This window comes from Zophobihabitans entericus, from assembly GCF_011745665.1.
GTDB lineage: Bacteria > Pseudomonadota > Gammaproteobacteria > Enterobacterales > Orbaceae > Zophobihabitans > Zophobihabitans entericus.
Map to the genome: position 1 here is coordinate 916,708 of NZ_CP050253.1, position 21,620 is coordinate 938,327.

Consider the following 21,620-nt stretch of genomic DNA (forward strand, 5'->3'; position numbering starts at 1 on the left):
TTGAGTGTTTTAGTCAGGTAGTGTAGAATGAACAGGTTATTTCCTCGCCACTTTAAGAATAAAGAGAGTTGTTATGTATCAAGTCGTTGCTTCTGATTTAGACGGCACATTGTTAAACAGTGATCACCGCTTATCTGCGTATACAAAAAAAGTTTTACAGGCTCTTACCAGACAAAATATCCACTTCATTTTTGCGACCGGCCGTCACCATATTGACGTGGCGCAAATGCGTGAAAATATGGAAATCGATGCTTACATGATCACCTCAAACGGTGCGCGTGTACATAATAGTCATGGTGATCTGATTATGAGTCGCAACGTGTCTGAAAATGTAGCGGCAGAAGTAGCTAAAATGGCGATGGATGATAAATTAATTTACACTCATATCTACCGTGGTGATGACTGGTTAATTAATAAAGAAGATGCTTATTCGATGACCTTTTTCGAAGAATCTGATTTTAAATATGAACTGTTTGATCCAAAAGGTTTTCCAACTGATAACATCGCTAAAGTTTATTTCACTACAACGGCTGATGTTGAGCATGAACATTTGGTTGAGCTAAAAAATAATATTGAAGCTCAATATGGTGATCATCTAAATGTCGCGTTCTCAACACTAAACTGTCTGGAAGTGATGGGTAAAGGTGTATCAAAAGGCAGTGCTTTACAATATGTCACCGAAAAACTCGGGTATACGCTAAAAGACAGTATCGCTTTTGGTGATGGTATGAATGATTATGAGATGCTGTCTATGGCGGGTAAGGGCTGTATTATGCGTAATGCTCCAATGATGCTGAAGTCTCGTCTACCGAATCTGGAAGTGATTGGTTCTAACGCGGATGATGCAGTGCCTCATTATTTAAATCGTTTATTCATTGAAAAAGCTTAAGTAATTACGATAAAGTTATGACTACTCTTGCTGACAAAGAATTAGATACATTGGGGCTACGTTGTCCGGAGCCGATTATGCTAATTCGTAAAACCATGCGAGAACTCAATATTGGCGATATTCTCTATGTTATCGCCGATGATCCTGCCACAGTTCGTGATATTCCCGGTTTTTGTTTACATATGGAACATGAGTTAGTTGATTCTCAAATCAACAATAAGCCATATCATTACTGGATTCGTAAAAAACATTAAAATCTTCAAATAAATCAATAGGTTAAAATCAGCATTTATCTTTTAATTATTTGATTTATAAGCGTTTTTATATTGATATTGATGCTGGTTTTATAGTAAATCGATTAGAGCCAGAAATCCCTATTTCAATTTTACTTTCCAAACTCAGATGCTTTTTATCAGATTGCGCGACAGAGTCTCGCTCTTTAGGTTATTCATAATATTTACCTTAGTGAGAAGAAAGCAGAGTCCAAAATATCTGTTTTGATTTTCAGTGCACAAATGTTGAATTTGATGGAGAGCATACCATGAAGGTCTGAGTACGGGTGCCTTCGTGGTGTGCTAGGCCATCAAACCCACTGGTGTTTGTTCATTCTCTTAAAAACGACGAGGTCAGTTAAATCCAACGCTCTGTCAACAGCTCCAATCAGAATAAACACGCAGAGCGGGGCGTGCTCCCCGCCAAAAACCCTGCTAATACATCACCAAACCCTTAAAACAAAAAAACGCCCAATCACAGGCGCTTTTAAGAAAACAACATAATACTTATGCGGTCCAGAAAATCGTCACCGGGACTTTGTCCTGTTGCAGAATACTTCTTACCGGCATTTCTACCACATCTTTGCCTTGTTGTGCTTTAGTCAGAACCTCTTTCTTACTTGCGCCAACTAAATGCAGATAAATATTATTACTACTTAAAATCGCCGGCAGTGTTAACGTAATACGTTCCAGCGGAGCAGTTAATGGCATCATCCCGACAAGTAGCTTACCTGATGTCATATTCAGACCATTTTTAAGGTTCTCAGCATGAGGGAATAGTGATGCTGTATGGCCATCTTCACCCATACCTAAAATCAGCACATCAAAAGGTAACGGAATCTTATCGCGAAGATTTTTTTCTGCCTGAGCAGCACCATCAAATGGATTGCTGGTAGAGTTTTTTAAACCGACAAAATGAGCTGACTTAGCTTTGTTTTGTAGTAAATAAGTATTCACCAGCTTCTCATTACTGGCATCATCATGAGAATCCACCCAGCGATCATCAACTAAAGTGATATAAACTTTATCCCACTCCAGTGATTGCTGACTGAGTAACTGAAATAAACCAATTGGCGTTTTACCGCCAGAAACAGCCAGCGTGCCATGACCTTTGCGAGCAATTGCCAGTTTCAGTTGTGCCACAATATTAGTGGCCAGATCCTGATTAAGTTTTTCGGGTGAAGCATATTCGTTAAGTTTATACATCGTTATCACCTAATAAGTTATCACCAGTTAATTATTCAAATTCATTCCATGAACGGCCATCTTTAGTAATCAGAGCAACTGATGCAACAGGGCCCCAAGTACCAGCCTGATAAGGTTTTGGTGCTTCATGTTCAGACGCCCATGCATTGATAATTGAATCTACCCATTTCCATGCTGCTTCTATTTCGTCACGATGGACAAAGAGTACTTGATTACCACGCATAACTTCCAGTAATAAACGTTCATAAGCATCGGCGATATGTTGACGGAATGCTTCGTTAAAACTTAAATCCAGTTTAGTGGTTTGTAACTTATGGTTATTTTCCAGACCTGGGACTTTATTCAGAATTTCAATATCTACACCTTCGTCTGGTTGCAGACGAATAGTCAGTTTATTTTGTGGCAGTTCAGTATAAGAACTCTCAAATAAATTCAGAGCCGGGCGTTTAAAGTACACCACAACTTCTGATGTTTTTGCCGGTAAACGTTTACCTGTTCTTAAATAGAATGGAACACCTGCCCAGCGCCAGTTATCAATATCAACACGTATAGCAACGAAGGTCTCAGTGTTACTTTCTTTATTTGCGCCTTCTTCTTGTAGATAGCCCGGTACTTTATTACCTTTGATAAAGCCTGCGCTGTATTGACCACGTACTGCTTTTTCACGGATATTACTTTTATCAATTGGGCGCAGTGCTTTTAATACTTTAATTTTTTCGCTACGAATGCTCTCATCTTTAAGATTAGCCGGAGGAGACATCGCAATCATAGTCAGAATCTGTAATAAGTGGTTTTGTAGCATATCGCGCATTTGCCCAGCCTGATCAAAGTAACCCCATCGGCCTTCAATACCAACATCTTCAGCGATAGTGATTTGGACGTGATCAATAGAGGTACGATCCCAGCGTGAAGCAAAGAATGAGTTAGCAAAACGTAACGCTAGTAAGTTTAATACAGTTTCTTTACCTAAATAGTGGTCGATACGGTAAACCTGAGATTCATCAAAATACTCAGCAACAGCATTGTTGATCTCCTGAGAAGAAAGCAGGTCAGTACCCAGTGGTTTTTCCATTACAATGCGGTTTTTAGCTACGTTCATACCTGACGCTGCTAAGCCATGACAGATAGTACCGAATGTACCCGGGTGCATTGCAAAATAGAAGATAGTTGGGCGGGTCTCGTCGATCTCTTTTTTCAGCTCATTGAATGCTGGTGTGTCGTTTACGTCCAGTTTATGGAAATCCAGACGGGCGCTAAATTTTTTCCAGATAGCTTCATCAATAGGATCTTTCATAAAAGTAGTCAGCGCTTCTCTGGCTATCTCTTCATAGGCAGCTTTATCCCAGTCAGCACGACCCACACCTAAAATTTTAGTTTCAGGAGGCAGGTAACCATATTTTTCTAACTGATACAATGAAGGAAGAAGCTTACGACGGGTTAAATCGCCTTTAGCACCAAATATTACTAAATCACAAGAAGGGGCAAGCGCATTCTCTTCAAACATGAAATATCTCCTAAATACTATTCATTATTTAATATCGAATAATTATCGTTTATTAGCAAAAAATATCCAGTGGTTTATGATTAATTAATCTAATAGGTGAGAGTAAGTATTAAGTGAAGCTAATAAAATAGAAAGCGGAGTAAGTACATAAGAGTAAATAAAAAAGGCCACCCGTGGTGACCTTTTGCTATCAATACAACCAGACTCAATTATACGCGAACGAAGTCCATGTGAGCTAATTTTGGTTTGTACGGATGGCGTTGAATAGCCTGAACTTTAACTTTAGTTGGTTTACCATCAACAACAATAGTTAGCACTTCTGAATAGAATTCTGCTTTTTCTTGCATGTTGAATAGTTCGTTGTGATCAAGTTCAATCACTAGTGGAGCTTCGCTTCCACCATAAACGATTGCTGGGAATTTACCAGCGTGACGCAGGCGGCGGCTCGCACTCTTGCCTTGCTCTTTTCTTGTTACAGCATTAATAGTAAACATAATCTTTCTCTTTTAGGTTTATTTTCTTCTCAACAGTAAGAAGAAACATCAATTACAGGCGACCCAGCAATTGATTTGAAATAAGTTGCTTAAAAAAGCCGGACAATTATATAGAGTTATCGTGGGTGAGGCAAGTGATTTTCAGCCTTTCAGGTTTAGCAATCAGTGATAATTTCTGACAATGGAATATCCCAGGGCTGAGGGATAATCTCTTCTACCTGCTGACAGGTATGAGCAATGCCAATAGTTGTTATCTGTGGATTTAAACTTAACATCCGATCATAGTAGCCACCGCCCATACCAATTCGATAGCCTTTATGATCAAAAGCCACTAGTGGGGTAATAACGATATCCAGCTGATTAAAAGGAATGACCTGACGGACATCGATTTTTGGCTCTTCAATACCAAAGGTGTTACGGATCATTGAGGTATCCGGATTGTAATGTAAAAACAGCAGATAACCTTTACTAAAAGGGTGAATGACCGGTAAGTAAACCGATTTTTGCTGCTGCCATAGTGCCTCAATAATTGGTCTGGTATTGAGCTCTGCATCAAAAGACTGGAAAATGGCAATATGTTGAGCTTTTTGAATAGCCGGATGAGCCAGAATCTTATGAGTCACTTTTTGGGCAGCAAGAGTTTGTTGCTCTGGCGTTAACATTTTACGCTTAGCACGAATTTGACTGCGGATTAATTTCTGCTGCTGGTTAATATGATGAGTTACTACAGGTAGTGATGTTTCTTCTGTCATGAATATTATTGAGATTTAAATTATGAAGAAGGTAGCAGTAAGGTAGAGCTCCAAGATGCCGTTTCAGGTTGTAACCCTTGAACCCTAGGTTCAAGGTGAACGATACGCTTTAACTTTTAGGTTTCCCAGTACAAGCTGGGCTTACACACCGGTTAACAATCGTAACATTCTAAGTTTTGGAATATCGGCTCAGGGGACTGACCGTTCGCGCACACCTCAGAGTTACTACCATAATACAAAATTCTGAGAATGATACAACCGGAATTTAATCTTTTTTCGAGTCAGATCCCAAATTTACACTATTTAGCGTATTTTCGAGCATTAACTGTAGGTTTTGTAGGCGGTTAGCATAATCATGACTAAGCTGATTATTGAGTTGGTTGGCTTTGGTCAGTTCATAAGAGATATTTAAGGCAGCAGTGATAATAAGCTGATCACTATTCATGATTTGAGTCTTACGACGCAGTTCCTGTAAACGATTTTCTAAATCTTCAGCCGCTTTTTTGAGCGAGGGAATCTCTTCAACCGGACAATTGAGTTTTAGGCTGCGTCCCAAAATATTTAAATCAACAACTTGTGATGTCATCTCTTATACCTTGTCCCTGTTATTGCGAGTTTGAATTTGTTGTAAAATACCCGTCTCATTAAGTCCAAAATCACTACGAATTTCGTTTTGTTCACCCTGTGGAATGAATTGATCCGGTAAACCGATGTTTAACATATCACATTTTAAGTTATGTGAAAGGATAAATTCATTAACTGCACTACCGGCACCACCCTGGATGACGTTTTCTTCAATCGTAACCAGTAAGTCATGAGACTCTGCTATTTGAGTTAACATCTCATTGTCGAGCGGTTTCACAAAACGCATATCAACCACTGTGGCATCAATCTGTGCAGCCACTTTTAGAGTTTCAGTCAAAAGAGGACCAAAGTTCAGTAGTGCAATGCTGTGTCCCTGACGTTTTAGGGTAGCTTTACCCACCGGAAGTGGTGTTGCTGCGGTTAGTTCAATACCTGTACCACATCCGCGCGGGTAACGTACGACGGATGGGCCTTGATGGGTATAGCCCGTTGTCAGCATATGACGACATTCATTCTCATCACTTGGTGTCATAATCACCAGATTAGGAATAGTGCGCAGATAAGAGAGATCAAACTGCCCCTGATGAGTCGGACCATCAGCACCAACAATCCCCGCTCTGTCTACTGCAAATAATACTGGCAGATTTTGAATGGCAATATCGTGAATTAGCTGATCATAAGCCCGCTGTAAAAATGTGGAGTAAATAGCGACAACCGGTCTGAGTCCACTAATAGCAAAACCTGCAGCCAGAGTTACAGCATGTTGTTCGGCAATTGCAACATCAAAAAACTGCTGTGGATATTTTTGAGCAAATCTTGTCATGCCAGAGCCTTCACGCATTGCCGGTGTGATTGCTATCAGTTTATTATCCTGCTCTGCAACTTCACATAACCAGTCACCAAAAATATCAGAATAGGTTGGTTTACTTTGTTTTGAGGTTGCTATTGTACCTTGTTTCGGGTCAAATTTAGGTACGCCATGCCATAAAATTGGATCCTGCTCTGCCGGAGCATAGCCTTTGCCTTTTTTAGTAATGACGTGCAGTAGCTGTGGGCCTTTTAAATGACGAATACGTTTTAAGGTACTGACCAGAGTGTCAATATCATGTCCATCAACTGGTCCAATATAATTAAAGCCAAGCTCTTCAAATAAAATGGCAGGAGTGACCAGTCCTTTTAGATGTTCTTCAGTCTTTTTAAGGAACTCTTTAATTGGTGGCAAGCCAGATAAGATTTTTTTACCGCTTTCACGCAGTGAAATATATTCTTTACTAGAGAGAATCTGCGCTAAATGTTGACTCAGACCACCAACATTTTCAGAGATAGACATATCGTTATCATTTAAAATCACGAGCATATCAGGTTTAGTATGACCAGCGTGATTCATTGCTTCAAATGCCATGCCGGCGGTCATTGCGCCATCACCAATGATACAGGCCACTTTTTTACCTGATTGCTTGTAGTTTTCAGCCAGGGCAATGCCCAGACCTGCACTGATTGACGTGGAGGAGTGACCAACACTCAGCACATCAAATTCACTTTCTTCACGCCACGGGAAAGGATGCAGTCCATCTTTTTGGCGGATAGTTAACATCTGATCGCGACGACCTGTTAAAATTTTATGAGGATAAGCCTGATGACCGACATCCCAAATCAGCTGGTCAAAAGGGGTATTGTAAACATAATGCAGCGCAGTGGTCAGTTCAACGACACCAAGTCCTGAGGCTAAATGCCCGCTTGAGCGACTCACACTATTGAGTAAATAGCGGCGCAGTTCATCACACACTTGTGGTAGTGATTCACGAGGTAAGCGGCGTAGATCTTCCGGAGAATCAATACGCATAAGTAATGGATAGTCGGCAGCGTTCACGTTAGTTATCTCGTCTGACAATAAAATGAGCTAAAGAGCGCAGAGCATCACTGTTCATTGGCAGCTGATCCAGAGCACTGATAGCTTGATGATAAAGTTGTTGGGCTGTTTCCTTTGCAGCAGTTAAACCCATCAGTGATGGGTAAGTACTTTTTTCTAATTGTTCGTCTGAACCTTGTGGTTTACCCATTTTTTCTGTATTACCGATGACATTTAAAATATCATCCTGAACCTGAAATGCCAGTCCAATAGCTTGCGAATATTTATCTAAAATAGGTTGATACTGATGAGCACTTGCCCCAGCGCTGTATAAGCCAAGACGCACCGCAGCCTGAATCAGCACACCGGTTTTATAGTGATGAATCTGTTTAAGTTGCTCAAGATTAATATGCTGATGCTCTGCTGCCAGATCCATTGTTTGGCCAAGACACATACCAGAAGCACCGCTGGCCTGAGCTAATTCCTGAATCATCTTCATTCGTGATTCAATAGGAAGTGCTTGTTCTCCGGCTAAAATACTAAAGGCCAGTGTTTGCAGGCTATCACCAGCTAAAATGGCTGTGGCTTCACCAAACTGGATATGACAGGTCGGTTTACCACGACGCAGATTATCGTTATCCATAGCCGGTAAATCGTCATGGATAAGAGAATAAGTATGTATTGCTTCGATCGCACAAGCAGGTGCATCGAGCTTATCTGGTGTTACACCGAACATTTCACCTGTGGCATAAACCAGAAAAGGACGCACGCGCTTACCGCCAGCCAGCAGACTATACTGCATAGCCAGAGTTAGCTGAGAAGACGAGAGCTGACCAAGATATTGGTTTAACGCGGTTTCTACCCGATCAGAATAGGATTTCTGGTGCTCGGTAAACAAATTAATCATCATTGATTAGTCGTCTTCATCATCAAAGCTTGCTAGTTCAGCTTCGGCATTTTCATTGAGTAAAATCTGTACACGTTGTTCTGCGTGTTGCAGTTGTTGCTGTCCCTGACGGGCTAATTTGATACCTTGTTCAAATTCACTTAAAGCCTCGTCCAGTGAGAGTCCGCCAGATTCTAATCGACCGACGATGGATTCCAGTTCGCCTAGTGTTTCTTCAAATGAAGGTACTTTCGCTGCTTTTTTAGCCATATTTAACTCCGTTCAATTTGCTGCTTAGTATACATGACTAGAAGAAAAGTGAGTATAGGATATCTTCAATAAAATAATGTATTAAATCAATTAGTTAGTTAATATTATAACTATTTGATTTATTTGAAGAAATTATATTTAAGTGACCTGTCGGTAAATAATAATAATTGAGGATAAATCTGCCTACGGACTATTATTTATGATGAATAGTTGATAAAATCTCTGTCAATTTAACTACAAGTTAACTACGGGCATTCCGAATGAAAAAACATGTTGTAGATGTCATGATCTCTGAAGAAGAGATTAGAAAGCGCGTTACTGAACTGGGTCAGTCAATCAGCCAACATTATAAAGATAGCAATAATGAGTTGGTACTTGTTGGTTTGTTACGTGGTTCATTTATTTTTATGGCCGATTTATGCCGGGCAATTACTGTTGGGCACGAAGTGGATTTTATTACTGCCTCAAGTTACGGTAAAAGTATGGATAGTAATCGCGATGTCAAAATTCTAAAAGATTTAGATGAAGATATTCGCGATAAAGATGTGCTGATTGTCGAAGATATTATTGATACGGGTAATACTCTGAGTAAAGTAAAAGAGATTTTAGAGCTACGTGGTCCACGTTCTTTAGAGATCTGTACCTTATTGGATAAGCCTTCTCGACGGGAAGTGGAAGTGCCGGTGAAATATATTGGTTTCTCTATTCCTGACGAGTTTGTCGTCGGATACGGGATTGATTACGCGCAGCATTATCGTCACTTGCCATATATCGGTCAGGTAACATTGTTGTAGTACATTGTGGTAAGGTACTAAAACAATAAAACTTTTAAGGATAGAGGTGAACTTTGACAATAATTGAGTGTCAAAGTGTTATCTTAGCAAGCACATCTGGGATTGTGCTTGTGGACTGACGGTCTTTTGTTAGCAGGAGCTAGTGTGCTGCGTTTTATTATACTTTTTATCATTGCAACTTTTTTTGCGACTGCGGCAAATGCAGCGATGAAGTTGCGTGTTGAAGGTTTAAGCGGAGAGCTTGAAGATAACGTTGAGGCCCGTTTGTCGATAATCGAACCCGATTCAATTGAAGATACGCCTCAATTCAGACGTTATGTCGAAGCTGAAATCAAAAAAGCCTTACGTGCACTGGGTTATTATTCACCGACTTTTAGTTATAAGACCCGCGATTCACGTAATGGTCTGTCCAGTAAACAAGTTTTTGAAGTTCATGTTGATCCCGGTCGTCCGATTCTGATCGAGCGAGTGTCTGTCAATATTACCGGCGAAGGCCAAAATGACAGGGATTATACCCAGCTCCTCAGGAATCAAACGCCAAGTGTTGGTGATGTACTTAATCATGGTACCTATGATTCATTCAAACGTAGCCTGCTCAATTTAGCACTGCGTAAAGGCTATTTTGATGCGGACTTAACCCGTCATCAGCTGGCTGTTTCAGATAAAACGTATCAGGGCTTTTGGCGGCTGGATATGGACACTGGTGAGCGTTATCGTTTTGGTAATGTCCATTTTGAGGAAACACCAATCAGGGAAGAAATCCTGCGTAATATTATTCCTTTTACAGAAGGGGAATATTATACCTCTGATCAGTTGGCTCTGTTTAGCCGTCGCCTTTCTGCGACCAACTGGTTTAGTTCTGTGACAACATTACCTGATTTTAGTCATGTGGGTGAAGATAAGACTTTACCGGTGAATGTAGTGGCTATTCCCCGTAAAACTAACTTAATTGATGTTGGTGCGGGTTACTCAACGGGCGTGGGTGTCAGAGGTAAACTAAACTGGACTAAGCCCTGGATTAATGATTCAGGGCACAGCTTTCAAAGTAACTTAGCTTTATCCCGCGTTGAACCAACCATTACCGCCAGTTATAAAATGCCGCTGATGAAATCACCACTGGAAGATTACTATCTCCTGCAAGGTGGTTATAAGCGCGAAGATAATAACGATACTGACTCCAACTCCTACACCTTTGGTGCATTCCGCTATTGGGATACCTTTGAAGGTTGGCAAAAAGCGATCGGTTTAAATATTAACTATGACCGATTTACTCAGGCAGATGTTAGCTATAATACCTTCTTATTCTATCCTTCTGTGAGCTTTTCTCGTATTCGTTCTAATGGTGGACTTTTACCAATGTGGGGTGATTCCCAGCGTTATTCTGTTGAAGTTGGTTCTAAAGATTTACTTTCTGATGTGGATTTTTGGTCATTTAAAACGCAGCAAGTCTGGATTCGTTCTTTATATGATACTCATCGTTTTGTTGCCAGGGTGAATTTTGGTTTTATTGAAACTAATGAATTTGAGCGTTTACCACCATCAATGCGATTCTTTGCTGGTGGTGATCGCAGTATTCGTGGTTATAGCTATCAGTCAATCTCTCCAGAGGATAGTAAAGGTAAATTGACTGGTGCATCCCGCTTATTAACCGGTTCAATAGAGTATCAATATAACTTTAGTGGGGCATGGTGGGGAGCTGCGTTTGTTGATTCAGGCGAAGCAATTAATAGTTTTGATAATCATGATTTTCATACCGGTGGTGGTATTGGTATTCGCTGGGTTTCTCCAATTGGACCAATAAAAATGGATGTTGCCACACCACTTGATCACAGCAGCAGTTCTATTCATTTCTATATTGGACTGGGAGCTGAATTATGATTCGTTTAAAGAAAAAAGGCATCATATTTCTCTCTATTTTCGGCTTCTTTGTCTGTTTTATATGGGCATTTATCTATACCAGTTTAGGCCTTAAAATTATCTCCACCGTATTGGAGAAAACCGTACCTGAAATTAAAATTGCTCATTTAGATGGCGCTCTGTACGATCTGGAAATGCGCGGTTTCTCGCTCAATATGGAAGGTATTTCGGTCGAAGTTGATCAGGCAACACTGGCAATTTCTGGCATGTGCTTATTACAGGGTAAGCTCTGCATTAAAGACTTTTCTGCTGATAACATCAAAGTAGATATTGATACCAGTAAAATGGCATCAACGGATGAAAACGTTGAACCGGTTGAAGACAGTGGTGAACGCTCGACCATTGATATGCCTATTCCTATTGAACTACGGGCACTTGATTTAGAAAATGTTGATGTTCGTGTTGATGATATGCAATTTGCACTGGACAGCTTTATTGGTAAGGCTATCTGGATTAAGCATGAGCTAACGATTTTTCCGTCTTCTGCACAAGGCGTGAAGGCTATTTTTTCTGATAATCCAGCCCCTGCGCCAGTAGCAGAGACCGCTAAATCAAACGTTCCTTTAGAACAGCAAATACAGGCACTCTTTACTGAGCCTCTCTTAACTGAGTTACCAACCGTAAATATTCCGCTGGATATTAATGTTATTGAACTAACCGGTACCAACTGGTTACTTCATATGGGAGACGACTTCCGTTTTAATGATGTATTAATTCAGGCGCGGACTAAAAATAGCTATGTCGCGATTGATAAACTAAATACTAATGCTGAAACACCTTTTGAAAATGGTAATGTCGCCGTAAACGGTTACATTAACCTGGCTAAGCAGTGGCCATTAAATGTCACTTTACAGGTAGACACTAAAGCTAAAAGTCAGCTGATTAATACTGTTTTGAAAGCTAATGTGAAAGGTGCATTACTAGGGACAGTGAACGCAACGGCCAGTATGGCTGGTGATAATCAGCTGCAACTTGATGCCAGTATCAATATGATTGAGAAATACTTACCACTTAAACTCAATTTAAAAGGTTCTCATGTTCAGTGGCCATTGCAGGGCAAACCGGAATATCAGCTCAATCAGTTTAGTGTTAATTATGAAGGGAAGATTCACGATTATAAGTTAGATGGAACAGGATTGATTCAGGGTGAGGGTATTCCTGATACGAACTTTTCACTCGGTGCAAAAGGGCATAATTCTGGCTTTAATATCGATCATGTTCTGGCACAGTTCCCACAAGGTCAGTTAAATCTGACGGGGAGTCTTGACTGGACAAATCAGATTAAATGGCAAGCTGATCTTAATCTGGAAAATATCAATCTTACTAACGAGATGCCGGGTTTACCTTTAAAACTTAATGGTTCTATCCAAAACAGTGGTTTTATTAAAGGTGACCACTGGCAGATTAATATTCCAACTCTGGATTTAAATGGTTCTCTGAAAAATGCACCGCTTAAGGCCAGTGGCTCAATTTTAGCTGATTCAGATCAGTCAGCGACAGCTAAAGCGCTTAACTTATCCTGGGGTAATAATACGATTAAGTTAGATGGTACGATGAGCCCATCATCGTCACTGGTTGCTGACATTAATCTGCTGCAGCTGAATTTAATTCAACCTTCACTATTTGGTAACGTAAAAGGTAACATTAATCTTAGTGGTTCGATGTCTAAGCCACATATGAAAACCGATTTAGCTTTAAATAATCTGGATTATCAGGGGGTATCGCTGGTTCAGGCTAAGCTGGAAGGGGATATTAAGCTGCAACAACTATTATCTGCTGATATCACGCTGAAAGTTCAATCGATGAGATTTCAGGATATGACAGTTAGTGAGCTGGATCTTGCTGTCACCGGGACTGAACGTGAGCATAAAGTTAATGTTTTTATCAATGGCGATCCGATTAGTGGGGAAATCAATCTGGATGGTCAGCTGAATAAAGATCGCACTAAATGGACCGGCAGCTTAGCGAATACCTCTTTTACGACACCGCTGGATACCTGGTCACTATCTAAGCCTTTACTGCTTAGTCTTGATATGGAAAAAAATGTGACGACTATCGGTGGACATTGCTGGATTAATACCAATTCTAGTATCTGTTTGAGTAAAGATGTGGTGATCACCGATAAAGGCAGCGCGCAAATTGAGTTAAAGAATATTGATTTAGCGTTATTTGACCTGTTCTTAAGCAGTGATACACAAATTGCCGGATATATTTCTGGTGGCGCTGATATTAACTGGAACAATACTCAAACGTTCCCAACGGTATCAGCTAAAATTATTGGTGATAATGTCTATATTAAACAATCTGTTGCTGCACAAATGTTGCCGATTAAGTTTGACATTTTTACCATCAACGCTAATTTAAACGATCAGGCAGCTAAACTCGACTGGAAATTCGGTCTGGGTGAATATGGTCTATTCTCCGGTAATGTGAATGTCAGTGATCCGGCAAATCATAAAAATCTGAGTGGTCAGGTGATTATGGATAAAATCTCACTGGCTATCTTTAACTCTTTACTGCGTGATGATGAGTACGCCAGTGGTCTGCTCAATGCTAATCTAAAACTAGGTGGTTCGCTGGAAGATCCAACCATTAATGGTAATTTATCTCTAAGTCAAAGTGATATTCAGACTAATCAGTTACCAGTTGATGTTAAATCTATCGGTATGGATATTAAATTCCACGGTAAGTCATCTACGCTTGATGGCCTGATTAAAACTCAGGAAGGGGATATTACCTTAAGTGGTAATGCTGATTGGCGTGATATCCACAACTGGAATGCTAAACTAGCTGTTAAAGGCGCTGGAATGTCCATTGATTATCCACCAATGATAAAAATGACGATCATTCCGGATATTTCTATCACTGCTAATCAGGATGAGATTAATCTTGGTGGGCGAATTACGATTCCTAAAGCGCGTATTACTGTTGAAGATTTACCAGAGTCTATTGTTGATGTCTCTTCTGATGAAGTGATGCTGGATGAAAATCTGGAAGAGGTTGAAGTGCAGCAATTGCCACTACGCATTAACAGTAATTTGTCTATTGTGATTGGTGATAATGTGTTTGTCAGTGCCTTTGGCTTAGTGGCCAGACTGAAAGGTGATTTACTGGTACGTCAGGATAAGAAAGGTCTTGGTTTACACGGACAGATCAATATTCCTAATGGGCGTTTCCACGCTTATGGACAAGATCTGGTGATTCGTAAAGGTGAGCTTACTTTTGCCGGTCCGGTTGATCAGCCACAGCTCAATATTGAAGCGATCCGTAATCAGGACTCAATTGAGAATAACGTTGTGGCTGGTATTCGTGTGACAGGACCTGCTGATGAGCCTTATGTTGAAATCTTCTCTGATCCGGCAATGTCACAACAAGAAGCACTTTCTTATTTATTACGTGGTCAGGGCTTAGATGGCAGTGAGCAGAGTGATAATGACATGATGACAGCTATCTTAATTGGTCTTGGTACGGCACAAAGCGGTAAATATATCGGTAGTATTGGTGAAGCATTTGGTATCAGAAACTTAGCGGTTGATACACAAGGCGTAGGTGAAGACTCTAAAGTGGTTGTGAGTGGTTATATTCTGCCTAATCTACAGCTAAAATATGGTATTGGTATTTTCGACTCTTTAGCAACGTTTACTTTGCGTTATCGCTTAATGCCAAGACTTTATTTAGAAGCGGTATCCGGGCTTGATCAAACCGTCGATCTGCTTTATCAATTCGAGTTTTAAACAAGCTGTACTGTTTAGTACAGCTTATTAACTATTTATTATTCACTCTTTAAAGCGAATTAGTGACGACAAATTTTACGACTATCAACAGTAAATTGCTGTTCACCGGCAGGTTTAAACTTACCTTTATGTTTTAATAGCGCAATCAATTCCTGAGCGGTCATATCCTCTTTTGAACAGGTATGAAATCTGGCGTTTTCACCAAATTTTTGATTGATTGCTGTCAGTAGAGAATCTTCAGTATAATTTTGTTCGTGCATCATGTGTAAAACTTCATGGCCGTGGATTGATGACATCTTGAATTCCTTATTTTTCATACCAACATGATAGATATTATAGCTGTGTAAATTATCGATGCAAATACCTCTAAATGAGGAGAAAGATCGTCACCAGTCAGGAAATCATCTATAATAGAGCAAAATTTATAGCTATTGATGTGAGTGAATCACAAAAATCGGTTTTTATTTAATAGGATGAGCGTAGAATAGCGCTATAGAAAACAAATCCAGCAGAGAGGTGAGTATTATGTCTGATTCAAATACCTTAAATAAGTGTAGTGCTAATGAAACTGCAGCATGTTGTTGTGTTGATGTGGGAACGATTATTGATAATGAAGATTGTTCTTCTGTGACTGAGCGTGTTTTTGCATCACAAAAAGAGGCTGAAGCAGCACTGGCTAAAATGACTGAACTTGCTCGTAGTGTCGAGTCAGACCCTGCGATCATTGACAGCAAAATTGAAAATAGTAATGGTCAATTTTTACTGAAAGCCACTGTTAAATTCTCTTGCGAAGCAGAAAATCTGATTTTCCAGTTAAAGAATCGCTAATTGATGTATGTTTATATCATGAGACATGGTGAAGCAGGTTACTCTGCTTCATCTGACAGTGCCAGAACGTTAACTCTGTTTGGTAAACAGCAGAGTCAGCAAATGGGATTATGGCTTAAAGATAAATTAGTGCATTTTGATTATGCGCTGGTGAGTCCTTATATCCGTGCTCAGCAAACTTTAGCCGAAGTTTGCACTGTATTGCCTGTACCTAAAACAGAAACCAGTGCAAGTCTTACGCCAGGTGGTTCTTCATATCATGTGATGGAGCGTCTGCAGGAGCTTGCTAAAAAAGGTTATAAATCTGTTTTTATTGTGTCTCATCTGCCTTTAGTGGGTTACTTAGTTAGTGATCTCTGCCCTTCTGTGTATCCGCCGATGTTCTCTACTGCAGCTATTGCTTGCGTCTCACTTTCTTCTGACGGAGTAGGAAAGTTAGAATGGATGCATGCGGAGCAGTAACTATTTCAGATAACCAGCCTAAAGTACTATCTCCTTTGGTAGTACCATTACTTGGTCGAACATTGATAGAAGCATCGGCCGGTACAGGTAAAACATATACTTTATCTATACTCTATTTACGATTACTGCTTGGTATTGGCGAGCATAATTATTCTCGTCCATTAACCGTCGATGAAATTTTAGTCGTAACGTTTACTAAAGCGGCGACCGAAGAACTGCGTTACCGTATCCGTGAAAATATTCACCAGCTACGTATTGCCTGTATTCGTGGTAGCCATCGGGATCCTGTTTATCAAAAATTATTATCTCTGATTAAAGATAAACAATATGCTATTCAGACACTGCTATTTGCCGAACAGCAGATGGATGAGGCCGCGATTTATACGATTCATAGCTTTTGTCAGCGCATATTAACTACGCATGCTTTTGAGTCAGGAATCTTATTTGAACAAAAACTGGTTAAAGATGAAAACCCGCTAAAACAGCAGGTAGCTGAGGATTTCTGGCGTCGTTATTTTTATCCTTTATCTGAAGAACTGGCTGGCGTTGTTCAGCAAATCTGGCGTAATCCGGAGATGCTACTAAAAGAGATAACCCCTTTTCTGCACAATAAAGTGACTGCTGATTCTTTACTCACTCCTGGTGAGTTTTCTGTAAAAATTTCTGACTTCCATACTCAGGCGATTAAGAGTATTACCGGTATTAAACAGCAGTGGTTACAGCATCAGTCAGGTCTGGCCGAACTTATGGATAAATCAGATGTCAGCAAACAATCCTATGGGCGCTTTGTGACAGGCTGGGTTGAGATCATTACCGACTGGGCCAATATGCCAACCATTGATTATCTGCTGCCTGAACCTTTAATCCGTTTTAGTCAGTCAAGACTACAGGAAAAAACTAAAAAAGGTGTAGCGCCAGAACATCCACTATTTGTTGCGATTGAGCAGCTATATAGCCGGTCTTTTGCATTAAAAAACGTGATCTTTCCCGATATTTTACAAATTATTAGTCAGATGCTGATGGATGAAAAGTTGCAACGTGCTGAAATGGGCTACGATGATTTACTTGGACAGCTGCATCATGCTTTGCATTATGTGAGTGGCTCGCAACTCAAACAGATGATTGCAAGGCGTTATCCGGTGGCTATGATTGATGAGTTTCAGGATACCGCTCCTATTCAATACCAAATCTTTGATCAGATTTACCAGGACAAAACACAAACCGGATTACTGCTTATTGGCGATCCTAAGCAGGCCATTTATGGTTTCCGTGGTGCGGATATTTTTACTTATATTCAGGCTAAATCACATGTTGATCATCACTTTACAATGGAGATTAACTGGCGCTCATCACAATCGGTGGTGAGTGGCATAAATCAGTTATTTAGCCAGCATGAACAGCCATTTATTTTTAATGAGATTCCCTTTATTCAGGTGAGAAGTGCTGATAAAAACCAGCAAAAGCAATTTGAAATCAATGAGCAGAAAATACCTGCTGTACAGCTTTGTGTATTGCCGGAGACGATAACCAGTCAATCTGATTATCAGCAGGCAATGGCGGAATATACCGCCCAAGAGATTTTACAGTGGCTTACCGCTGGGCAACAGCAACAAGCCTGGCTAATTGATGGTGAAAATCAGCGTAGAGTGGTGACTTCTGCTGATATTGCTGTGCTGGTTAAAACCGGTAGTGAAGCTGATTTGATTCAAAAAGCACTGGCAAAATATCAGATTCGTTCTGTTTACCTATCTAATCGAAAAAGTGTGTTTGAATCATCAGAAGCGAAAGAGATTCTGTGGATTTTGCAAGCCGTGCTGATGCCGGAAAATGAGCGTTATTTACGTACTGCTCTGGCAACACAACTACTTGGTTCCAGCATGACGGAGCTGGATAGCTACACCAGCGATCAGAGCGAGTGGGAAGAGATTGTTGAAGAGTTCCAGCAATATCAATATTATTGGCATCACTTCGGTATTTTAGTCATGCTACGCCGATTGATGGCAAAACGACATATTGCAGAAAATCTGTTAGCTCAGGTAGCCGGTGAGCGAATTTTAACTAATCTGATGCATTTGGGGGAGTTGTTGCAGGAAGCAACCGTTAATCTGGATAGTGAGCACGCGCTATTGCGCTGGTTATCCCAGCAAATTGATGAACCTGATCCCAATTTAGAAAACCAGCAACAGCGTCTGGAAAGTGATGAAAATCTGGTAAAAATCATTACAATTCATAAATCAAAAGGGCTTGAGTATCCGCTGGTCTGGTTACCCTTTGCCAGTCATTATCGTGAATCAAGCAGCAAAACTTATCACGACAGAGCAACCTACCAATCGCACTGGCAATTAGTGCCAGACGAAGAGACTAAAAAGTTAATTGAAGAAGAACGACTGGCTGAAGATCTGCGTTTACTCTACGTTGCTTTAACCCGCTCTATTTATCACTGTAGTGTGGGTTTAGCCGGGTTAAAAACTCGTAAAGGGGAGTTAACCTCACTGCATAGCAGTGCTCTGGGTTATTTGCTCCAGCAGGGAGAAGCCTGTAGTTATGCTGACTTAAAATCGCGTTTAACACAGCTGGCTGATATCCATACAGTGGATATTGTGTTACAAGATAGTGAACTGGTCCAGTTAACACCAGAATTTGTCACAACAGAGCTCAGCGCTAATGTTTTTCAACGACATTTAACCAGTAATTGGCAGGTAACCAGTTATTCAGGTTTACAGTCCGCACATTCCCATAATCAGCCCATTTTTAGTGAGTTATTACCTAAGTTCGACGAAGATTCCCTTGAAGTTACTACAAATAGCGATCTTAATGATAAAGATACTGAGTTAGTATCAGATGAGTTGACTATCCACCGCTTTCCAAAAGGTGCTTTAGTTGGAACAGCACTGCATACTATTATGGAGCGGATTGATTTTACTTCTGAAAATCTGGACCAGCCTGTGCAGCAAATGCTGGACAATCTACACGAATCAGATGAGTGGCTGCCGGTGTTAACCAGCTGGTTGCAGCAGGTATTAAAATCACCACTTAATGGCGATGGTTTAGCGTTAAATCAGATTACAGGTTCACAAAAACTGATTGAACTGCAGTTCTATTTGCCTATCGCTCAGACAATGACGGCTAAAGCGTTGGATGATGTCTGTAAACAATATGATATCTTATCAGCGCGCTGTACGGCACTTAGTTTTGATGATGTTAAAGGGATGCTGAAAGGCTTTATTGATTTAGTGTTTGAGTGGCAGGGGCGTTTTTATATTCTGGATTATAAATCCAACTGGCTGGGACAATCTGTCAGCGATTATTCTCCACAGGCTGTAGAACAGGCAATGTGTGAGCATCGCTACGATCTGCAATATCAGCTCTATACACTGGCGCTACACCGCTATTTAAAACATCGTTTACCTGACTATGACTACCAAATACACTTTGGTGGTGTTTATTATCTGTTCTTAAGAGGAATGGATCAAAATTATCCGGGTCATGGTATTTTTTCAACTCGCCCATCAATGGAATTTGTTGTTGCACTGGATCAGCTATTTGGCTCTTAATCCTCTCGCTATCTGATTTTTTCTCACTTTGACAGCTTCTTCTGATAAATTTTTATCGGCTAAAATTTAGCTCCATCCCATCTTAATAATCTTTTTAAACTATTTTTGTGTAATTTACTATCAAAATGTTACGTTTTGTGGTAAAAAGTGGGTAATTGTGGAGTAAAAAAATACTATAATTTAACTATTTAATTTATTTAAATTTATTTTCAAGGTGAAATATGTTTCGTGGTGCAACAGCAGCGAATCTCGATAATAAGGGTCGGTTAGCTATTCCAACTCGTTATCGGGAAGCGTTAACAAATGGGTTAGTTTGTACGGTTGATTTATATCAGCCGTGCCTGTTGCTATATCCGTTAGCTGAGTGGGAAGTGATAGAACAAAAACTCGCGACATTATCATCTATGAACCCGGTTGAACGTCGTATTCAGCGTTTACTGCTTGGTCATGCAACTGAGTGCCAAATGGATAATGCTGGTCGAATTCTGATCGCCGGGACTCTGCGCCAACATGCAAATCTGGATAAATCGATCATGCTGGTTGGGCAGTTAAATAAATTTGAACTTTGGGATGAAACTCGCTGGCAGCAACAAATTGCGCAGGATATTGCTCTCGCGCCAGAAGATCTTCATCAGTTATCAGATAAACTACAAAATTTAACGATCTAGTGTTGGCTAAATATGACATCTTTTCAGCATCAAACGGTACTATTAAATGAAGCTGTTGACGCTTTAAATATTAAAGCGGATGGAACATATATTGATGCGACATTTGGACGTGGCGGGCATTCTGGTTTAATTCTGTCGAAACTAGGTGCAAATGGTCGCTTGATTGCTATTGATAGAGATCCAAAAGCGATTGAAGCGGCTCAGAAAATAACAGATCCACGTTTTAGTATTATTCATGGTGCTTTTTCCCATATTGAACAATATGTGAGGGATTTGAATTTACTGGGGCAAATCGATGGGATTTTGATGGATCTTGGTGTCTCTTCACCTCAGCTGGATGATGCTGAGCGTGGATTTTCGTTTATGCGTGATGGACCACTGGATATGCGTATGGATACAACAACAGGATTATCAGCCGCGCAGTGGCTGGCACAAACCAGTGCCGAAGATCTGGCCTGGGTACTGAAGACATTTGGTGAAGAGCGTTTTGCCAAACGTATTGCCCATGCTGTGGTTGAACAAAATAAAATTGCTCCATTAACCCGCACTCATGAACTTGCTGCACTGGTTGATAAAGCCAGTCCCAGAAAAGAGAAGCATAAACATCCGGCGACTCGTACTTTTCAGGCCATTCGAATTTATATCAATAGTGAACTGGAAGAAGTAGAACGTGCACTTAACGCCAGTATTTCAGTTTTAGCGCCTGAGGGCCGTTTATCTGTGATTAGTTTCCACTCGCTGGAAGACCGTATCGTTAAACAATTTATCGCTAAACAAAGTAAAGGGCCAGAAGTGCCAGCGGGACTGCCATTAACCGAAGAGCAAATGAAACGCTTTGGTTCAAGAACCTTTAAGTCGCTGGGTAAAGTGAAGCCTTCTGATATGGAAATCGAACAAAATCCACGTTCTCGTAGTGCGATTTTACGAATAGCTGAACGGATAGTATAAAGCGGAAT

The 21,620-nt window shown here is 40.4% G+C and carries 19 protein-coding genes and 1 other RNA gene; 10 read left to right on the forward strand and 10 right to left on the reverse strand.

Annotated features, from left to right (window positions below; genetic code table 11):
- Positions 1-73 precede the first annotated feature (73 nt).
- Positions 74-889, forward strand: coding sequence for a sugar/pyridoxal phosphate phosphatase YigL (yigL, locus tag IPMB12_RS04190; protein WP_166915245.1), 816 nt, complete (start codon positions 74-76; stop codon positions 887-889).
- 17 nt (positions 890-906) lie between these two features.
- The gene (gene tusA, locus IPMB12_RS04195) at positions 907-1,143 is read left to right on the forward strand and encodes a sulfurtransferase TusA (protein ID WP_166915247.1); all 237 of its coding nucleotides are present in this window, start codon (positions 907-909) and stop codon (positions 1,141-1,143) included.
- A gap of 525 nt (positions 1,144-1,668) precedes the next feature.
- On the opposite strand, the gene pgl is transcribed toward tusA, so the two are convergent.
- From pgl to xseB, 9 genes are all read right to left on the reverse strand, one after another.
- On the reverse strand, positions 1,669-2,367 hold the full coding sequence (gene pgl / locus IPMB12_RS04200) for a 6-phosphogluconolactonase (RefSeq protein ID WP_166915249.1): 699 nt from the start codon (positions 2,365-2,367) through the stop codon (positions 1,669-1,671).
- 31 nt (positions 2,368-2,398) lie between these two features.
- On the reverse strand, positions 2,399-3,871 hold the full coding sequence (gene zwf / locus IPMB12_RS04205; protein WP_166915251.1) for a glucose-6-phosphate dehydrogenase: 1,473 nt from the start codon (positions 3,869-3,871) through the stop codon (positions 2,399-2,401).
- A 209-nt stretch (positions 3,872-4,080) separates the two neighbouring features.
- The gene (rplY, locus tag IPMB12_RS04210) at positions 4,081-4,365 is read right to left on the reverse strand and encodes a 50S ribosomal protein L25 (protein ID WP_166915253.1); all 285 of its coding nucleotides are present in this window, start codon (positions 4,363-4,365) and stop codon (positions 4,081-4,083) included.
- A 155-nt stretch (positions 4,366-4,520) separates the two neighbouring features.
- On the reverse strand, positions 4,521-5,117 hold the full coding sequence (locus IPMB12_RS04215) for a 5-formyltetrahydrofolate cyclo-ligase (protein WP_166915255.1): 597 nt from the start codon (positions 5,115-5,117) through the stop codon (positions 4,521-4,523).
- A 43-nt stretch (positions 5,118-5,160) separates the two neighbouring features.
- A non-coding RNA gene (ssrS, locus tag IPMB12_RS04220) (6S RNA) lies at positions 5,161-5,343 on the reverse strand.
- 39 nt (positions 5,344-5,382) lie between these two features.
- The gene (zapA, locus tag IPMB12_RS04225; protein WP_166915257.1) at positions 5,383-5,703 is read right to left on the reverse strand and encodes a cell division protein ZapA; all 321 of its coding nucleotides are present in this window, start codon (positions 5,701-5,703) and stop codon (positions 5,383-5,385) included.
- 3 nt (positions 5,704-5,706) lie between these two features.
- The gene (dxs, locus tag IPMB12_RS04230) at positions 5,707-7,545 is read right to left on the reverse strand and encodes a 1-deoxy-D-xylulose-5-phosphate synthase (protein ID WP_166917685.1); all 1,839 of its coding nucleotides are present in this window, start codon (positions 7,543-7,545) and stop codon (positions 5,707-5,709) included.
- A gap of 28 nt (positions 7,546-7,573) precedes the next feature.
- Positions 7,574-8,458, reverse strand: coding sequence for a (2E,6E)-farnesyl diphosphate synthase (gene ispA / locus IPMB12_RS04235; protein WP_166917686.1), 885 nt, complete (start codon positions 8,456-8,458; stop codon positions 7,574-7,576).
- A gap of 6 nt (positions 8,459-8,464) precedes the next feature.
- On the reverse strand, positions 8,465-8,707 hold the full coding sequence (xseB, locus tag IPMB12_RS04240) for an exodeoxyribonuclease VII small subunit (RefSeq protein WP_166915259.1): 243 nt from the start codon (positions 8,705-8,707) through the stop codon (positions 8,465-8,467).
- A gap of 260 nt (positions 8,708-8,967) precedes the next feature.
- Between xseB and hpt the strand changes: the two genes are divergently transcribed.
- From hpt to tamB, 3 genes are all read left to right on the forward strand, one after another.
- On the forward strand, positions 8,968-9,501 hold the full coding sequence (gene hpt / locus IPMB12_RS04245; RefSeq protein ID WP_166915261.1) for a hypoxanthine phosphoribosyltransferase: 534 nt from the start codon (positions 8,968-8,970) through the stop codon (positions 9,499-9,501).
- Between the two features lie 144 nt (positions 9,502-9,645).
- Positions 9,646-11,379 (forward strand): autotransporter assembly complex protein TamA, encoded by a 1,734-nt coding sequence (gene tamA / locus IPMB12_RS04250; RefSeq protein WP_228720399.1) that lies wholly within the window; start codon positions 9,646-9,648, stop codon positions 11,377-11,379.
- Positions 11,376-15,152, forward strand: coding sequence for an autotransporter assembly complex protein TamB (tamB, locus tag IPMB12_RS04255; RefSeq protein ID WP_166915263.1), 3,777 nt, complete (start codon positions 11,376-11,378; stop codon positions 15,150-15,152). Before tamA ends, tamB begins: the two co-directional genes overlap by 4 nt.
- 59 nt (positions 15,153-15,211) lie before the next feature.
- Here tamB and IPMB12_RS04260 read toward each other — a convergent pair whose 3' ends face one another.
- Entirely contained in the window at positions 15,212-15,448 is a 237-nt protein-coding gene (locus tag IPMB12_RS04260) for a YecH family metal-binding protein (protein WP_166915265.1), read from the reverse strand.
- A 229-nt stretch (positions 15,449-15,677) separates the two neighbouring features.
- On the opposite strand from IPMB12_RS04260, the gene IPMB12_RS04265 reads away from it, so the two are divergent.
- The 5 genes from IPMB12_RS04265 to rsmH all read left to right on the forward strand — a co-directional run bounded on the left by IPMB12_RS04265 (position 15,678) and on the right by rsmH (position 21,612).
- Positions 15,678-15,980 (forward strand): YfcZ/YiiS family protein, encoded by a 303-nt coding sequence (locus IPMB12_RS04265; RefSeq protein WP_166915267.1) that lies wholly within the window; start codon positions 15,678-15,680, stop codon positions 15,978-15,980.
- A gap of 3 nt (positions 15,981-15,983) precedes the next feature.
- On the forward strand, positions 15,984-16,442 hold the full coding sequence (gene sixA / locus IPMB12_RS04270) for a phosphohistidine phosphatase SixA (protein WP_166915269.1): 459 nt from the start codon (positions 15,984-15,986) through the stop codon (positions 16,440-16,442).
- The gene (recB, locus tag IPMB12_RS04275; protein WP_208293548.1) at positions 16,421-19,996 is read left to right on the forward strand and encodes an exodeoxyribonuclease V subunit beta; all 3,576 of its coding nucleotides are present in this window, start codon (positions 16,421-16,423) and stop codon (positions 19,994-19,996) included. The genes sixA and recB overlap by 22 nt, the downstream gene beginning before the upstream one ends.
- A gap of 221 nt (positions 19,997-20,217) precedes the next feature.
- Positions 20,218-20,664 carry a division/cell wall cluster transcriptional repressor MraZ gene (mraZ, locus tag IPMB12_RS04280; RefSeq protein WP_166915271.1) on the forward strand — a complete coding sequence of 149 codons (447 nt, stop codon included), beginning with the start codon at positions 20,218-20,220 and terminating at the stop codon, positions 20,662-20,664.
- 12 nt (positions 20,665-20,676) lie between these two features.
- Complete coding sequence (gene rsmH / locus IPMB12_RS04285) at positions 20,677-21,612, forward strand: 16S rRNA (cytosine(1402)-N(4))-methyltransferase RsmH (RefSeq protein ID WP_166915273.1); 936 nt, start codon at positions 20,677-20,679, stop codon at positions 21,610-21,612.
- The last annotated feature ends 8 nt before the right edge of the window (positions 21,613-21,620 follow it).

Excerpts from the sequence above, each read along its gene's own strand:
- yigL (WP_166915245.1), top strand. The coding sequence starts at position 74 with ATGTATCAAGTCGTTGCTTCTGATTTAGACGGCACATTGTTAAACAGT.
- tusA (WP_166915247.1), top strand. The coding sequence starts at position 907 with ATGACTACTCTTGCTGACAAAGAATTAGATACATTGGGGCTACGTTGT.
- pgl (WP_166915249.1), bottom strand. The coding sequence starts at position 2,367 with ATGTATAAACTTAACGAATATGCTTCACCCGAAAAACTTAATCAGGAT.
- zwf (WP_166915251.1), bottom strand. The coding sequence starts at position 3,871 with ATGTTTGAAGAGAATGCGCTTGCCCCTTCTTGTGATTTAGTAATATTT.
- rplY (WP_166915253.1), bottom strand. The coding sequence starts at position 4,365 with ATGTTTACTATTAATGCTGTAACAAGAAAAGAGCAAGGCAAGAGTGCG.
- IPMB12_RS04215 (WP_166915255.1), bottom strand. The coding sequence starts at position 5,117 with ATGACAGAAGAAACATCACTACCTGTAGTAACTCATCATATTAACCAG.
- zapA (WP_166915257.1), bottom strand. The coding sequence starts at position 5,703 with ATGACATCACAAGTTGTTGATTTAAATATTTTGGGACGCAGCCTAAAA.
- dxs (WP_166917685.1), bottom strand. The coding sequence starts at position 7,545 with ATGCGTATTGATTCTCCGGAAGATCTACGCCGCTTACCTCGTGAATCA.
- ispA (WP_166917686.1), bottom strand. The coding sequence starts at position 8,458 with ATGATTAATTTGTTTACCGAGCACCAGAAATCCTATTCTGATCGGGTA.
- xseB (WP_166915259.1), bottom strand. The coding sequence starts at position 8,707 with ATGGCTAAAAAAGCAGCGAAAGTACCTTCATTTGAAGAAACACTAGGC.
- hpt (WP_166915261.1), top strand. The coding sequence starts at position 8,968 with ATGAAAAAACATGTTGTAGATGTCATGATCTCTGAAGAAGAGATTAGA.
- tamB (WP_166915263.1), top strand. The coding sequence starts at position 11,376 with ATGATTCGTTTAAAGAAAAAAGGCATCATATTTCTCTCTATTTTCGGC.
- IPMB12_RS04260 (WP_166915265.1), bottom strand. The coding sequence starts at position 15,448 with ATGTCATCAATCCACGGCCATGAAGTTTTACACATGATGCACGAACAA.
- IPMB12_RS04265 (WP_166915267.1), top strand. The coding sequence starts at position 15,678 with ATGTCTGATTCAAATACCTTAAATAAGTGTAGTGCTAATGAAACTGCA.
- sixA (WP_166915269.1), top strand. The coding sequence starts at position 15,984 with ATGTATGTTTATATCATGAGACATGGTGAAGCAGGTTACTCTGCTTCA.
- recB (WP_208293548.1), top strand. The coding sequence starts at position 16,421 with ATGGATGCATGCGGAGCAGTAACTATTTCAGATAACCAGCCTAAAGTA.
- mraZ (WP_166915271.1), top strand. The coding sequence starts at position 20,218 with ATGTTTCGTGGTGCAACAGCAGCGAATCTCGATAATAAGGGTCGGTTA.
- rsmH (WP_166915273.1), top strand. The coding sequence starts at position 20,677 with ATGACATCTTTTCAGCATCAAACGGTACTATTAAATGAAGCTGTTGAC.